At 61.2% G+C, this 14610-nt stretch carries 14 protein-coding genes; 4 read left to right on the top strand and 10 right to left on the bottom strand.

Features of this window, described 5'->3' with window-relative positions; translation table 11 throughout:
* The first annotated feature begins 86 nt into the window (after positions 1-86).
* Positions 87-275, top strand: coding sequence for a hypothetical protein (locus BST95_RS20760; protein ID WP_240500234.1), 189 nt, complete (start codon positions 87-89; stop codon positions 273-275).
* Positions 260-1312: a sterol desaturase family protein gene (locus tag BST95_RS19170; RefSeq protein ID WP_240500233.1), complete on the top strand. Its 1053-nt coding sequence runs from the start codon at positions 260-262 to the stop codon at positions 1310-1312. Before BST95_RS20760 ends, BST95_RS19170 begins: the two co-directional genes overlap by 16 nt.
* Here BST95_RS19170 and BST95_RS19165 read toward each other — a convergent pair whose 3' ends face one another.
* The 9 genes from BST95_RS19165 to BST95_RS19125 form a co-directional block, all read right to left on the bottom strand.
* Positions 1313-1846 (bottom strand): YaeQ family protein, encoded by a 534-nt coding sequence (locus BST95_RS19165; RefSeq protein ID WP_084200981.1) that lies wholly within the window; start codon positions 1844-1846, stop codon positions 1313-1315. It lies immediately after the preceding gene.
* Between the two features lie 6 nt (positions 1847-1852).
* Entirely contained in the window at positions 1853-3415 is a 1563-nt protein-coding gene (locus tag BST95_RS19160; protein ID WP_229801894.1) for a cation:proton antiporter family protein, read from the bottom strand.
* A complete protein-coding gene (locus BST95_RS19155) occupies positions 3415-3762 on the bottom strand; it encodes a hypothetical protein (protein ID WP_084200980.1) in 348 nt (115 codons plus the stop codon). The genes BST95_RS19160 and BST95_RS19155 overlap by 1 nt, the downstream gene beginning before the upstream one ends.
* Before the next feature lie 18 nt (positions 3763-3780).
* Complete coding sequence (locus BST95_RS19150) at positions 3781-4677, bottom strand: hydroxymethylglutaryl-CoA lyase (protein ID WP_084200979.1); 897 nt, start codon at positions 4675-4677, stop codon at positions 3781-3783.
* 3 nt (positions 4678-4680) lie between these two features.
* Complete coding sequence (locus tag BST95_RS19145) at positions 4681-6675, bottom strand: acetyl/propionyl/methylcrotonyl-CoA carboxylase subunit alpha (RefSeq protein ID WP_084200978.1); 1995 nt, start codon at positions 6673-6675, stop codon at positions 4681-4683.
* 3 nt (positions 6676-6678) lie between these two features.
* Complete coding sequence (locus BST95_RS19140) at positions 6679-7467, bottom strand: enoyl-CoA hydratase/isomerase family protein (protein ID WP_102106463.1); 789 nt, start codon at positions 7465-7467, stop codon at positions 6679-6681.
* A 120-nt stretch (positions 7468-7587) separates the two neighbouring features.
* Entirely contained in the window at positions 7588-9195 is a 1608-nt protein-coding gene (locus BST95_RS19135) for a carboxyl transferase domain-containing protein (protein ID WP_084200976.1), read from the bottom strand.
* Positions 9196-9211: 16 nt separating this feature from the next.
* Positions 9212-10381 carry an isovaleryl-CoA dehydrogenase gene (locus tag BST95_RS19130; RefSeq protein WP_084200975.1) on the bottom strand — a complete coding sequence of 390 codons (1170 nt, stop codon included), beginning with the start codon at positions 10379-10381 and terminating at the stop codon, positions 9212-9214.
* A gap of 14 nt (positions 10382-10395) precedes the next feature.
* Entirely contained in the window at positions 10396-10800 is a 405-nt protein-coding gene (locus BST95_RS19125; RefSeq protein ID WP_084200974.1) for a MerR family transcriptional regulator, read from the bottom strand.
* Between the two features lie 154 nt (positions 10801-10954).
* Here BST95_RS19125 and birA point away from each other — a divergent pair, with 154 nt between their 5' ends.
* Positions 10955-11935: a bifunctional biotin--[acetyl-CoA-carboxylase] ligase/biotin operon repressor BirA gene (gene birA, locus BST95_RS19120; RefSeq protein ID WP_084200973.1), complete on the top strand. Its 981-nt coding sequence runs from the start codon at positions 10955-10957 to the stop codon at positions 11933-11935.
* Positions 11932-12669: a type III pantothenate kinase gene (locus tag BST95_RS19115; protein ID WP_084200972.1), complete on the top strand. Its 738-nt coding sequence runs from the start codon at positions 11932-11934 to the stop codon at positions 12667-12669. The genes birA and BST95_RS19115 overlap by 4 nt, the downstream gene beginning before the upstream one ends.
* Here the strand turns inward: BST95_RS19115 and BST95_RS19110 are convergent.
* Entirely contained in the window at positions 12644-14605 is a 1962-nt protein-coding gene (locus tag BST95_RS19110; protein WP_084200971.1) for an acyltransferase family protein, read from the bottom strand. The two genes, BST95_RS19115 and BST95_RS19110, sit on opposite strands and share 26 nt — an antisense overlap.
* Positions 14606-14610 lie beyond the last annotated feature (5 nt).

The following is a 14610-nucleotide window of genomic DNA, read 5'->3' as shown; positions in this document are numbered from 1 at the left end:
AGCCAGAATCGGCCCTGTATTGACTGCTGCAATCTGGCGCCCGCCGTATTAGACTCGGCGGTCTTGCTATACCTGTGAGGTGGTCTGTGGACCTGATTGAATTAGCTATTCCCTTTTTCGTGCTGGCCATGCTGGTGGAACTGGCCTGGGGCGTGAAGAAAGGGCGCAATACTTATCGCCTGAATGACAGCGTCAGTAGTTTGTCGCTGGGCGTGCTCAGCCAGGCGCGGGCCTTTGTCACGCTCGGTGTGGGGGCTATGTGTACCACCTTGTGACCGAGCACTTCTCCCTGCCGCTGATGGATGCCAACAGCGTTTGGACGTGGATGCTGGCCATTGTGCTGTACGACTTCTGCTACTACTGGCTGCACCGGCTGGGCCACGAGCGCACGATTCTGTGGGCAGCTCATGTGGCCCATCACCAGAGCGAGGAATACAACCTGACGACGGCATTGCGTCAGACCAGCACCGGCTTCTTGTTTGGCTGGCTGTTCTATATTCCCATGTTTGCGCTGGGTATTCCCGCTGAGGTGGTGGTCACCGCCGGCGCGATTAACCTGATCTACCAGTTCTGGGTGCACACCAAGCATGTGGGCAAACTGGGCTGGTACGAGGCCATTTTTGTCACGCCGTCCAACCACCGCGTGCATCACGCCCAGAACGATGTGTATCTCGATCGCAATTACGGTGGCATTTTCATTTTGTGGGACCGTCTGTTTGGCACCTTCCAGGAAGAACTGGATGAGGAACCGGTGGTATTTGGTATTCGCGGGCCGTTGCGCAGCTTTAACCCGATTCATGCACTCACCCATATCTATGTCGATATGGCTAAGGACAGCTGGCGCGCACAGCGCTGGTCCGACAAGCTGCGGGTGTGGGTGGCGCGCACGGGATGGCAGCCAGTGGAAGTTGCCGAGCGCTATCCACGTCACAAGAATGATCTGTCTACCTTTACCAAGTACGACCCAGAGGTGCCCGCCATTGTCTCCCGCTACGGCTTTTTCCAGCTGGTGGTGGTGATTGCGCTACTCGTGTACCTGCTGCTGTCTGAGCTGAGCTACTGGCAGGGCGTTGCTGGCTGGGCTATGTTACTGGCTACCACGATGACCACCGCCTACTGGCTTGAAGGGCGGGCGGTGCAGGCGGTGATGCGCTGGGAGTGGTTGCGCCTGGTCGCACTGGGGCTGGCCATGGTGTGGAGCGGGGCCGGGGCCGGCCTGATCACTGCGGTGGGCATTTATGGCCTCGTGAATGTCGTGTGGCTGTGGTGGATGGGGCGCGACACAGCGATAGCGGCGCAACCTGTCACCTGATCAATGCAGCCGTGTCGGTTCCACGCTGATCGACGCTGAGCCGTTGTCGATGTAGATCACGCCACCGGCCACGCTGATATTCAGCTGCATGGTGCGCGTGACCATCTCCGCCAGGGCCTGGGCATCGTCCCAGTCAATTTGCCAGACCTGTAGCCTTGGCAGTGCGGCGATGGCTTCGCCGTTCAGTTTCCACCAGGTAGCGGCACTCTTGCCAAAGGCATACACCATAACTTCGCGCGCGCGGCCTGTGGCCTTGCGCAGGCGCGGTTCTTCGGGCTGGCCTACCTCTATCCACTGCTCCAGTTCGCCGCCGTCGCTGTGGCGCCACAGGTCGGGCTCGTCGGTGGTCGACAGGCCCCGGGTAAACTGCAGGCCCCGGGCATTGTTGAGACAGAACGCCAGCAGGCGTACTCCCATGCGTTCCACCGTTTCTGAGGGGTGTTGGGCCAGGGTCATTGCCAGGCTTTCATAACAGTGGCGATCGCTGTCGGCGAGTTCGATCTGGGCTTTGTAAATTGTCGGTTTAAGGGCCATGGATAGTTAAGCGTTGTTGCTCAGTTGGGCGGCGGCGTGCTCGGCGAAGCCGGCACCGGCCTGAGCGTAAAGGTTAAAGACGGATATGCCGTGTGTCTCGAGCTCTTCGGCTTCCTCGCGGAATCGCACCACCGCAGCCACGCGACCCTGGTAGTCCAGCTCGCGCAGAAGATCTGCCACCAGCACATTCTCGGGATGATTGGTCAGTGCGAGCAGCACCAGGTCCACCTCGGTGAGGTCGACCTGCACCCAGAAGTCGGGGTCGGAAGCGTCGGCGGGCACGACACGCCGATGCCGGCGTGTATGCTCGGCAAGCTTTGCTTCGTTTAGATCAACCCCGAGTACTTCTGCGCCGTGGGTTTCTGCGAGCGTATCGTAGGCACCGGTACCAATGTTACCCATGCCGAGTACGATGATGCGTGCGCCGCTGGTGTCAGGGCGCTCCCGGCGTAATCGGTCTGACTCAAACTTTCGCCAGAAGCTGTGGTACTTCCAGTACAGCTCATGGGCGTAGCGGTTGAGCGGCGCGGAGATAACAAAGCTGATCGCAATGGCGAGTGAAATGGCACTGGCCCACTGGGCATCCAGCCAGCCGGCCTTGGCGGCCACGGCCACCACCACCAGGCCGAATTCACTGAAATTGCCCATGGCACAAGCAGCCAGTAGAGCGGTGCGCGGGCCGGTGTGCAGCTTCGTCATCAGCGGGAAGTACAACGGAATTTTGACGATGGCCAGTACCCCGAGCAGTACCGCGAGGATCAGCGCTTCCTGTTGCGGCCAGCCGCCCAGGCCAATGGATAGAAAGAAGCCCACCAGGAACAAGTCCTTGAGGTTCATCAGGTTGCGGCTCAGTTCCTTGCCTTTTTGCGAGCCGGACAGCAGTGCGCCGATGATCAGCGCGCCGAGGTCACCCTTAATGCCGACAAACTCAAACAGGGCGGCCCCGCCGAGGGCGAGGGCCATGCCGGCCAGGGTGAACAGTTCGCCGTGGCCGGCGTAGCTGAGCAGCCGCAGCACGGGCGCGCGCAGCAGCCAGAGCGCAGGTAGTAACAACGCAGTGGGCTCGGGCCACATGCCCTTGGTAGCTGACAGAAACAGTACCGCGGCCAGATCCTGGATGACCAGAATGCCAATGGCGAGATTGGCATGCCGCGAGGACATCTCGCCTTTCTCCTGCATGACCTGGATAACGAACACGGTGCTGGAGAAGGTGAGGCCAAAGGCAATCACCAGAATCTCGGTAAAACTCATGTTCATGCTGGGGACCAGCGAGTCGTAGAGCCACAGCACGCCCATGAAAAACAGCTGCATGAGCTGCATGTGTATCAGCGTGGTGCCCCAGACCTTGGCCTGTAACAGGTCGCGCGGTGACAGCTTCAAGCCAATGGTGAACAACAGTAATGTGACACCCAGGTCGGCCAGGTGATTCAGCAACGAGCCGGCTTCGATGTTGGTTTCGTGCAGAACAAACCCTGCGGCTAGATAACCTATCAGCGCAGGCAAGCCGGCAATGCGCGCCACCAGGCCACAGCCCAGGGCGATCAGAATAATGAGAGGGTCGAGAATCATCAGCCGGGCGTTTGTTTCCAACGCAGAATTAACACGGCGATGCAGCATAGCATTGCGGTGGTATCGGTCGCGATGGCCAGTTGGGTGGTAGGTGTCAGTGGCTCAGGCAAGGCTTGCAGAGACATGAGTATGTTGACCGCGCACAATGCGGTGGCCACAAATAGGGTGAAGCGCGATTGTCCGAACAGGCCGAGCCCGACGATGAGGTAAGTAGCGCCGAGCACAATCGCCATCACCGCGGCGGCGTCCAGCGGCCGGAACCAGGGGGAGGCGAGGTAGGCTACGCCGCTGGCACACACCAGCCAGGCGGCAAAGGTTCGAATCGTGGATGCGCGCGAGGACAACATGCGCGCAATGTACCACGGTTATATGACAAGTGCTCTCGCCGCGCGCGAGCCTGTCTCTCTGCCGAGGGCGGCGGAGATGCGATTGCCCGCCGCGATCAATTTTTCGAGATCGACGCCGGTTTCAATGCCGAGGCCATCGAGCATGTAGACCACGTCTTCCGTGGCGACATTGCCGGAAGCCCCTTTGGCGTAGGGACAACCACCGAGGCCCGCCACGGACGCGTCCACAGTGGCAATGCCGTACAACAGTGCAGCGAGAATATTCGCTAGTGCCTGGCCGTAGGTGTCGTGGCAGTGCACCGCAAGTTGGTCGGCCTGGAATTCGGCGAGCAATACATCCAGTAATCGGCTCATGCTGCCTGCGGTGCCGGTGCCGATGGTGTCGCCCAGCGACACTTCGTAGCAGCCCATGTCGAGCAGGGTGCCGGTAACACCCTCAACCGCCTCGGGGGCAATCTTCCCCTCGTAGGGGCAGCCCAGCACGCAGGAGACATAGCCGCGCACGGGAATCTTATGGGTCTGGGCAGCGGCCGTGACATCCTCGAAGCGCTGCAGGCTTTCGCTGATACTGCAGTTGATGTTCTTGCGTGAAAACGATTCAGAGGCGGCCGCAAACACGGCGACTTCATCTGCGCCGGCTGCCAGTGCCCGCTCAAAACCCTGTAGATTGGGGGTGAGTGCGGTGTAGCGCACGCCGCTGCGGCGCTGCAGCCCGGCGAAGACCTGCTCACTATCGGCCATTTGCGGTACCCACTTCGGGTTGACGAAACTGCCAGCTTCGAGCGCTTGCAGGCCGGCTTCGGCCAGGTCATCAAGTAGGGTCAGTTTGGTCTCGAGGGGAATAGTTCCCGCCTCGTTCTGCAGGCCGTCTCTGGGACCCACTTCAACGAGAGTGACGCGTTCTGGCATGCTCATGACTTAGTCTTCCGCTGCTGTGAAGGCGAGTAACTCGGCGCCGCCGTCGACGAGATCTCCTGGTTGGTAGTAAAAGCTGTCGACGGTGCCGTCGGCGGGCGCGCGAATCGTCTGCTCCATTTTCATGGCTTCCATCACAAGCAGAGCATCGCCTGTATTTACTTGCGCGTTTGGCTCAACCAGTAGTTCAACAATGGTGCCGTTCATGGGGGCATCGAGGCCGCCATCGGTGCCGCTGCCATCAGCCTCGCCGGTGTCGGGGGGAACCTCGTGGAAGTGGCAGGCACCGTCGCTCATGTACAGGGTGAAGCCATCGTGTGTTTGCGCCAGCGTAGCGCGCAGGCGATGGCCCTCGCGGTCGATGAGTAATTGCTCGCCCTGTAGTTCACCGCGCAAGGGGGTATCCTTGTCGGCTGCACGGACAAGGTAGAGATCGCCGCGTTGCTCAACTTCGACGCTGTGGTCGGCCTGATGGCAATGTACCGTCAGGCGATGCACGTGCGGCTCGTTCATGCGCCAGCCGCTGCTGTCATTCCAGGGCGATGAGGAATCGCTGTTTGCGGGTGCGGCGGCGTTCTGTTGCTTGTTCAGGAGCAGCGCCAGGGCGGCCAGGGGGAGTTCCTGGGCGAGATCCTGATGGCGGTCATGGAAGATCAGGTCGCTGTGCTTCTCGATAAACCCGGTGTCGAGCTCAGCCTCTACGAACGGGCGTGAAGTGCTCAGGTTGTAGAGGAACTCGAGGTTGGTGACGGTGCCGCCGATGCGGTATTCCGCCAGTGCCGAGGCGAGGCGCTGCAGCGCGCGCTCGCGGTTCTCGTCCCACACAATGAGTTTGGCAATCATTGGGTCGTAGTAAACGCTGATCTCATCGCCCTGGCGTACACCGGTGTCGACGCGCACATGGCGTGATTCGGCCGGTGGTTGCAGGTACCCGAGCGTGCCGGTGGCGGGCAGGAAATCATTGTCTGGGTCTTCGGCGTAAACGCGTGCCTCGAACGCGTGGCCGTTGATGCGTACCTGCTCTTGCGTCAGTGGCAGCGGCGCGCCGCTGGCTACCAGTAATTGCCAGCGCACTAGGTCCTGGCCAGTAATCATCTCAGTGACGGGGTGTTCCACCTGCAGGCGGGTGTTCATTTCCATGAAGTAGAAGCTGCCGTCTTCATCGAGCAGGAACTCCACAGTACCCGCGCCGCGATAGTCGATGGCGCGTGCGGCGGTGACGGCCGCGTCGCCCATGCGCTGGCGCAGTGCCTCGGTCATGCCAGGGGCGGGGGCCTCCTCGATCACCTTCTGGTGACGGCGCTGAACGGAGCAGTCCCGCTCGGCGAGGTACACGCCGTTGCCGTGGTTGTCGCAGAAGACCTGCAGCTCTACATGGCGTGGCTTGGTCAGGTATTTTTCAACCAGCATGTTGTCGTCGCCAAAGCCTGCCATGGCTTCGCGCATGGCGGCGGCCAGTGCTTCATCGAATTCGTCTGCTGACCAGACCTGGCGCATACCCTTGCCACCGCCACCGGCGGTGGCTTTGAGGAGCACGGGGTAGCCCATGTTGTCGGCGGATTGCTTGAGAATGGCGGGGTCCTGATCGTCGCCGTGATAGCCGGGCACGAGCGGCACGCCGGCCTGCTCCATGATGCGCTTGGCCGCAGATTTGGACCCCATGGCTTCAATCGCCGCCGTGGGGGGGCCGATAAAGACCACACCGGCTTCGGCGCAGGCCTGGGCGAAGCCGGCATTCTCAGAGAGGAATCCGTAACCGGGATGGATGGCGTCCGCATTGGTGGTGACCGCCGCATCCAGAATGCGCTCGGCGAGTAGATAGGAGTCACGGGCGGGCGAGGGGCCGATATGGATGGCTTCGTCGGCCATATGCACATGCAGCGCCTGGCTGTCGGCGTCGGAGTAGACGGCCACGGTCGCGATGCCCATTTCCCGGGCCGTTTTGATCACTCTGCAGGCGATTTCGCCGCGGTTGGCGATGAGGATTTTGTTAAACATACCTTACTCTCCGGCTATCCAGCGCGGTTGTCGTTTGTTCAGGAAGGCACCCAGACCTTCCTGGCCTTCCTCGGAAATGCGAATACGGGCAATGGCCTCGCAGGTGCCTTCAACGAAGGCAGGGGTGATGGGTTGGCCCGCCACATCGTGGACCAGCTTCTTGGCTTCACGCACGGCCAGCGGGCCATTTTGCAGCAGTGCTGATATCAGCGAATTCAGCACGTTATCCAATTCATTGTCACTCGCCAGTTCGCTGATCAAGCCTAGGTGCAGCGCCTGGGCTGCTTGAAATCGTTCGGCGGTGGTGAAGTAACGCCGGGCGGCGCGTTCGCCGATGGCCTTGATCACGTAGGGGCTGATGGTGGCGGGGATCAAACCGATCTTTGCCTCGGAAAGCGAAAAGCTCGCCCGTTCGCTGGCCACTGCCATATCGCAACAACTCACCAGCCCTACAGCGCCGCCAAAGGCCGCGCCCTGCACCCGGGCAATAGTGGGTTGAGGCATGTCGTAGAGTGCCTTGAGCATATCTGCGAGCAGGCGCGCATCCGCCAGGTTGTCGCTGTAGTCATACGCTGCCATGCGCTTCATCCAGCCCAGGTCTGCGCCGGCGCTGAAGCTCTTGCCCTCAGAGGCGAGCACGACCACGCGCACGGTGTCATTGGCTGCCAGTGCATCAAAGGCCGCCCGTAGTTCGGCAATCACCACATCGTCGAATGCATTGTGCTTGTCGGGCCGATTGAGCGTGACAGTAGCCACGCCTCGCTCGTCAATTGTTGTGCTTACTGTGTCCATCTTATCCATCACTGCATCGCGTTCTCTTCAGACAACCCTTGGGGTCAGGTCCTAAATGTCTCAGACATTCAAGACCTGACCCCAGGGTTGTCTGAGAAATTTGAGACCTGACCCCATGGTTTACATGCGGAAGACGCCAAACTGGGAGTCTTTTACCGGGGCGTTCAGGGCGGCGGAGAGGGACAGGCCGAGGACCATGCGGGTGTCCGCGGGGTCGATGACGCCGTCGTCCCAGAGGCGCGCTGAAGCGTAGTAGGGGTGCCCCTGTTTTTCGTAAAGCTCGAGGGTGGGCTGTTTGAAGGCCGCTTCCTCTGCTTCGGTCATGGCCTTGCCTTCGCGGGCCAGTTGTTCCTGTTTGACAGTGGCCAGTACGCCGGCGGCCTGCTCGCCGCCCATGACGGAGATGCGGGCATTGGGCCACATGAACATAAAGCGAGGCTCATAGGCGCGGCCGCACATGGCGTAGTTGCCGGCGCCGAAGGAGCCGCCGATGATTACGGTGAACTTGGGCACCTCGGCGCAGGCCACGGCATGGACCATTTTGGCGCCGTGGCGGGCGATACCACCGTGCTCATACTGTTTACCCACCATAAAGCCGGTGATGTTCTGCAGGAACACCAGCGGGATTTTGCGCTGGGCACACAGTTCCACGAAGTGGGCGCCTTTTACCGAAGACTCGGCGAACAGAATGCCGTTGTTGGCGATAATGCCCACCGGGTAGCCGTGAATGCGGGCAAAGCCACACACCAGAGTCTCGCCGTAGAGGGCTTTGAATTCGTCGAACTCGGAGCCGTCGACCACCCGCGCAATCACTTCGCGCACGTCGTAGGGCTGCTTGGCATCGGCGGGGATAACGCCGTAGATGTCTTCTACCGGGAAGGCGGGCTCAATACTGTCGCGCACATCAATGTCGATCTGCTTGACACGATTCAGGCGGCCAACGCTGCGGCGCACCAGCTCCAGGGCGTGGTGATCGTTGTTGGCGTAGTGGTCGGTCACACCGGAGGTGCGGCAGTGAACATCGGCACCGCCCAGTTCTTCCGCGGACACAATTTCACCGGTGGCAGCTTTAACCAGCGGCGGGCCACCCAGGAAAATCGTGCCCTGTTCCTTCACGATGATGGATTCATCCGCCATAGCCGGCAGGTAGGCGCCGCCAGCGGTACACGACCCCATGACCGCAGCGATCTGAGGGATGCCCTGGGCCGACATACGCGCCTGGTTGTAGAACGCATGGCCGAAGTGATCTTTGTCTGGGAATACTTCGTCCTGCAGGGGCAGGAACGCGCCGCCGGAATCCACCAGGTAAATGCAGGGCAGGTTGTTCTCCGCGGCAATGGTCTGGGCGCGGCCCTGCTTTTTGACGGTAAGCGGGTAGTAGGTGCCGCCTTTTACCGTGGCATCGTTAACGAAGATCATGCACTCCTGGCCTGCCACGCGGCCGATGCCGGTGATGATGCCCGCAGCGGGTACGTCGTGTTCGTACACGTCGTGGGCGGCCAGCTGTGACAGCTCCAGGAACGGTGAGCCGGGGTCGAGCAGCGCATTGAGGCGCTCGCGGGGCAGCAATTTGCCGCGGGAGACGTGGCGCTCCTGGGCCTTGGCGCCGCCGCCCTGGCGAACCTTGTCGACCAGCTGGCGCAGGTCGTCGACCTGGGCCTGCATGGCGTCGCGATTGGTGGCGAAGGCCGCGTCGCGGGTATTAATGCGTGATTGCAGCACGTTCATAAGAGTGCTCCGTGATTTATTTGGTGGCGTTAAACAGTTCGCGGCCGATCAGCATGCGGCGGATCTCCGAGGTGCCCGCGCCAATTTCATACAGCTTGGCATCGCGCAGCAGGCGCCCGGCGGGTGCGTCGTTGGTGTAGCCGATGCCACCCAGTGCCTGGATGGTCTGCAGCGCCATCTGGGTGGCTTTCTCGGCGGTGTACAGGATGACCGCTGCGCAGTCCTGGCGAGTCTCTTCACCGCGGTCACAGGCGGCGGCCACGGCGTACAGGTAGGCGCGACAGGCATTCATGTCGGCGTACATGTCAGCCAGCTTGCCCTGCATGAGCTGGAATTCGCCAATGCTCTGGCCGAACTGCTTGCGGTCGTGCAGGTAGGGCAGGGTGGCGTCGATACAGGCCTGCATAATGCCAACCGGCCCGCCGGAAAGAACGGTGCGCTCGTAGTCCAGGCCGGACATCAGAATCTTCACGCCGTCGCCCTCATTGCGCAGCACGTTTTCGGCCGGCACTTCGCAGTTCTCGAACACCAGTTCGCAGGTGTTGGAGCCGCGCATGCCGAGCTTGTCGAGCTTCGGCGAGCGGGAGAAACCGGGAAAATCGCGTTCCACGATGAAAGCAGTAATGCCTTTGGAGCCGGCTTCGGGGTCTGTCTTGGCATAAATAATGTAGGTGTGGGCGTCGGGACCGTTGGTAATCCACATCTTGGCGCCGTTTAGGATGTACTTGTCGCCCTCCTTGCGCGCATTCAGGCGCATGCTGACCACATCGGAGCCCGCATCCGGTTCTGACATGGCCAGCGCACCAATGTGCTCACCGCTGCACAGCTTGGGCAGGTATTTCTGCTTCTGGGCCTCGGTGCCGTGTTTGCTCAGCTGGTTGAGGCACAGGTTGGACATGGCGCCGTAGGACAGGCCGACCGAAGCGGAGGCGCGGCTGATCTCTTCCATGATGATGGAGTGCGCGAGGTAACCCATGTTGCTGCCACCGTACTCCTCTTCAACGGTCACACCTAGCAGGCCCATGTCGCCAAATTTGCGCCATAGATCCATGGGGAAGTCGTTGTCCTTGTCGATGGCCTCTGCCCGGGGGGCGATTTCCTTCTGGCTCATCTGGTAGACCGCATCGCGCAGCATGTCGATTTCTTCGCCAAGGCCGAAGTTGAGGGTGGGGTAGCTGGTATTCATGAAACTGTCCTGGGTTAGTTGTGTTTTGTGGGCGTGGCTGGGGTTTTCTTCAGGGCTTGTTCACACAGGCCCTGAACTTCGTCCAGGCTGGCCATGATGTCGTTGATGTCGCGGATTTGTTGTTCGAAGCGGGCGCGCTTTTCCTTCACCGTGGCGATAAGAGAGTGTAGCTGTTCGCTGTTGTTGTGCTCGGGGTCATACATGTCGATGACCTCGACGGATTCATCGAGGGTCATGCCAATGCGTTTGCCACGCAGAATGAGCTTGATACGCACCCGGTCAGCGGGGGTATAGAGGCGCTTCTGCCCCTGACGGGCAGGCGTCACCAGGCCTTTTTCTTCGTAGAAACGAATCGTCCTGGGGGTGACCCCGAACTCCTTGGCCAGCTCTGAAATGGTATAAGTTTTCCGTTCTGCCACGGTGGGATGCCCACGGTTGGGAAACAGGCCAGGAAATCTAGCACAGCTTTACGTTAACGTAAACGTTATATAGCGCGGTCTCGATCGCGTATGTGAGCCCTGTTGCCCTGCGGCGGGTCTGCTATTATCGCCGCTTTCCACAAGGACCCGGCTCATGCCTAACACTGATTTACTGCCCCTGCTGGCCAGTGGCGATTTTGTCTCTGGCCAGGAGATCGCCGATGTCCTGGGCGTGAGCCGCACTGCGGTCTGGAAACAGCTCAATAGGCTGTCTGAGCTCGGCCTGGAGGTGGAGTCCGTCAAGGGACGTGGCTATCGCATCGAAGGTGGCATCGACTTGCTGGATGGTGCCGCCGTTCAGGCATGTATGAGCGCCGCGGCGCAGGCACTGCTGACAGAACTCGATATTCATCAGGGTATTGGTTCCACGAATGCAGAAGCGATGTCCCGGGTCGCGGCTGGCGCGGGCTCCGGCTATGTCTGCACTGCAGAGCAGCAAACCGCTGGCCGCGGCCGGCGCGGGCGGGCCTGGGTCAGCCCTTATGCACGCAATCTCTATGTATCTGCCGTATGGGAGTATCAGGGCGGCGCCGCAGCGCTGGAAGGCATGAGCCTGGCGGTGGGTGTGGCAGTGGCCCGCGCCTTGGCGGCCTGCGGTGTGCCGCCGGTGCAGCTCAAGTGGCCGAATGACGTGCTACACGAGGGTGCCAAACTCGGTGGCATTCTGCTGGAGATGACTGGCGACGCCGCCGGTGTGTGTCAGGTGGTGGTTGGCATCGGTCTGAATGTTGATATGCCTGCCCAGCAGGGAGGGGACATTGACCAGGCCTGGACGGATGTCCGCCATGTGAATGGAGGTGACCCCGTATCCCGCAGCCAGCTACTGGGTGTACTGCTCAGTGAATTACTGCCCCTGCTGGCGGGCTTTGAAGCGACCGGCTTTGCGCCCTGGCGGGAAGCCTGGCAGGGCCTCGACGCCTACACAGATACCGAGGTGGTCTTAAGTAGCGGCGAGCAGCAAATGGCAGGCGTTGCCCGGGGTGTTGATGATCGTGGGGCCCTGCAGCTCGAAACGGCCACCGCCGGCATCAAGCCGGTGTTTGGCGGCGAAATTTCCCTGAGGCCGCAGGCATGATGCGTTGCCTCCAGTTTGATGTCGGTAATAGCAGTGCCAAGTGGCGGCTGGTGATTGATGGTCAGGTGACGGCGCGCGGCAGCTATCGGAAGGACGACGCCGGCGCCAAAAAGGCTCTGCTGGCGTGCGCCGCTGGGCTCGATGCAGTGTGGATCTCCAGTGTGGCCGGACCGACGGGTGAAGCGCATCTTGCGTCCCTGGTGCACGAGCAGTGGGGGATAACGCCCTGGTTTGCCCGCACCGAGGCGCGCAGCGCTGACCTGGTGAACAGTTACGCTGAGCCTACCCGAATGGGTGTGGATCGTTGGCTGGCCATGCTTGGCGCAAGGGCCCGCAATGGGGCGCGGATCTGTGTCGTCGATGCGGGCTCCGCGCTGACGATTGACCTGGTGAGCGCTGGCGGTGTGCACGAGGGCGGTTACATTATTCCCGGGCCCGCACTTATGGAGCGGGCCCTGCTGCTGGACACCGACCGGGTTCGTTTCGACGAGGATGTGGGTTACGACCTGGCCCCGGGGCGCTCCACCGCTGAAGCCGTGCGCCATGGCATTGCTCTGGCCCAGGTGGGGGCGGTCGCGGTGGCCCTGGACCAATGCAGCGAGGATCAGCCCGCGCTGTTCTTCACTGGCGGCGCCGGTGAAGCCCTTCAGGGGTTGCTGGGCCGCGGCGGCACCTACGCGCCGGATCTGGTGTTTGAAGGCCTGGAAGTCATGGCCGGTCTGGCCGGGCTTTAAACGCGGTGGCGGGTTCCAAAAGCAGGTGATCGCCGAGATAGTTGGAACCTTGCAGAGACAAATGTGAGCGGTCGCGGTACAGCACCTGGTCGCCTTGCATAACCCGGCACTGCCCCTTGGCGCAAAACGCGCTGGAGGTATCCCACACCTGAATGTCAGGGTGTGCGGCTGTAACCTCGGCAATCACTTCACGATAAACCCTGTTGCGCTGCTGGTGGCGGGCATTGCTAACCGTGCATTCGGCGCCTTGGAATGCAGTCAGGCGCAGTGGGCGGGTATCGACACAACGCTTCGGATCAAAGTGCAGCGAGGGCCAGTCTACGACCACCACCACCTGTTTGCCGGCGGCCTTCAGTTTCGCGACGGTGTCGCTGAGGCCGAGGGCAAACACATCGCGGTGCTCGGTGAGTTCAGGCCATTCCTTTATCTCCAGCGAGAAGCGTTGCTGCCCCGGATTCACGTACATGGGGCCAAGCGAAGACAGGTAGACGGTGTCGAGTTGATCATTGCCCGCTACCCAGTCGATATTGATGTTATTGGCGGCGCGGCAAGTGTCGGGATTGCCCCGGTCCCGAATTGCGGTGTTGTAGAGCGGCGGGCAGCCCCCTTTGCCCAGGCGAATCACGCCTTGCTCGCTATCGCGGTAGTGATTGGCCAGCGCGAAGAAGGTATTGGTGCTGTGGCTGTCGCCGAGCACTGCGATGGTGGAGGGTTTGCCGTCGCGCAGACAGCGCCCGGCAGTCCCGAATGTTGTGGAACAATCATCGCGTACTTGCAGGCCCAGTTCCTGCCAGTAGAACTGGGCGGCGATCTCATTCTGTGGCGCTGTGCGATCGGGCAGGCCGCCGTTTTTGAATATGACCAGGCCTACAGCGCCCGCTGCCAGCAGGCTTGCACTAATCGTCCAGGGCGTGAGCTTCCCGGGGCGATACCGCAGTGGCATTTCCACCCAGCGATAGCTGGCCCAGGCCAGCGCAACAGCGAGTAGCACCGCCGCGCTGCGCAGCATGGCTGAGGGTTCCCCGTCCTCCATAATTCTGGCAAAGCTGAGTAAAGGCCAATGCCAGAGGTAGAGCGGGAAGCTGATTTTACCGACGAATACCAGCGCCTTATGGCCGAGCCACCGGTTGCAGACGTTGTGGGCGCCTGCGGCAATCATCAAGGCGGCGCCTGCGGTGGGCAACCAGGCCCACCAGCCGGGAAAGGTGCGTTGTGCCGAAATCAGGCTCACCGCCGCAAGGAGTAGCAGCAGACCCGGCGCCGCTGCGGCGATCCCCAGTTCTCTGGCGTGACCGCGCATTTGCTGCCAGGCCAGCAGGGCCCCTACCAGTAATTCCCAGGCGCGGTAGTGTGGCAGGAAGAAGCTGGCGGCGCGGTCGCTGTCCCCGGTGATCCCCAAGGAAAAGGACGTTGCCAGCAAGATGGCGATTAGCAGGCCGGTATTCATCCCCAGACGAGCGCCGGCCAGCAGGATAAGAGGCCAGGCGAGGTAAAACTGCTCTTCGACACCTAGCGACCACAGATGCAGGAGCGGCTTGAGCTTGCTGTCGACGTCGAAATAGCCCGCCTCTGCCCAGAACACCAGATTGGGTACAAATGTTGAGGCAGCTGCGGTGTGCTTCCCCAGTTGCGCGTATTCTGCGGGCAGCAGTGCGAAGTATCCCAGTGCCAGGCAGAAGATCAGTACGGGAATCAGGGGTGGGAAGATGCGCTGCACGCGGCGGCGATAAAATCCGGCCAGGCTGAATCCTGAATCCGCGATTTCCCCGAGGATAATGCGGGTAATGAGATAACCCGAGATTACGAAGAACACGTCCACGCCGACGAAACCGCCCGGCAGCAAGGTGGGGAAGGCGTGGTAAATCAGCACGGCAATAATCGATAAGGCTCGCAGGCCGTCGATGTCCGGGCGGTAGTTGTCGATGCTTTGGTTCATCCAGT

This window comes from Halioglobus japonicus (genome assembly GCF_001983995.1).
In the GTDB taxonomy this organism is placed as follows: Bacteria; Pseudomonadota; Gammaproteobacteria; order Pseudomonadales; family Halieaceae; genus Halioglobus; species Halioglobus japonicus.
This window is presented reverse-complemented; position numbering and strand designations above follow the sequence as displayed.

Excerpts from the sequence above, each read along its gene's own strand:
- birA (WP_084200973.1), top strand. The coding sequence starts at position 10,955 with ATGCCTAACACTGATTTACTGCCCCTGCTGGCCAGTGGCGATTTTGTC.
- BST95_RS19130 (WP_084200975.1), bottom strand. The coding sequence starts at position 10,381 with ATGAATACCAGCTACCCCACCCTCAACTTCGGCCTTGGCGAAGAAATC.
- BST95_RS19155 (WP_084200980.1), bottom strand. The coding sequence starts at position 3,762 with ATGTTGTCCTCGCGCGCATCCACGATTCGAACCTTTGCCGCCTGGCTG.
- BST95_RS19110 (WP_084200971.1), bottom strand. The coding sequence starts at position 14,605 with ATGAACCAAAGCATCGACAACTACCGCCCGGACATCGACGGCCTGCGA.
- BST95_RS19150 (WP_084200979.1), bottom strand. The coding sequence starts at position 4,677 with ATGAGCATGCCAGAACGCGTCACTCTCGTTGAAGTGGGTCCCAGAGAC.
- BST95_RS19165 (WP_084200981.1), bottom strand. The coding sequence starts at position 1,846 with ATGGCCCTTAAACCGACAATTTACAAAGCCCAGATCGAACTCGCCGAC.
- BST95_RS19160 (WP_229801894.1), bottom strand. The coding sequence starts at position 3,415 with ATGATTCTCGACCCTCTCATTATTCTGATCGCCCTGGGCTGTGGCCTG.
- BST95_RS19135 (WP_084200976.1), bottom strand. The coding sequence starts at position 9,195 with ATGAACGTGCTGCAATCACGCATTAATACCCGCGACGCGGCCTTCGCC.
- BST95_RS19115 (WP_084200972.1), top strand. The coding sequence starts at position 11,932 with ATGATGCGTTGCCTCCAGTTTGATGTCGGTAATAGCAGTGCCAAGTGG.
- BST95_RS19145 (WP_084200978.1), bottom strand. The coding sequence starts at position 6,675 with ATGTTTAACAAAATCCTCATCGCCAACCGCGGCGAAATCGCCTGCAGA.
- BST95_RS19140 (WP_102106463.1), bottom strand. The coding sequence starts at position 7,467 with ATGGACACAGTAAGCACAACAATTGACGAGCGAGGCGTGGCTACTGTC.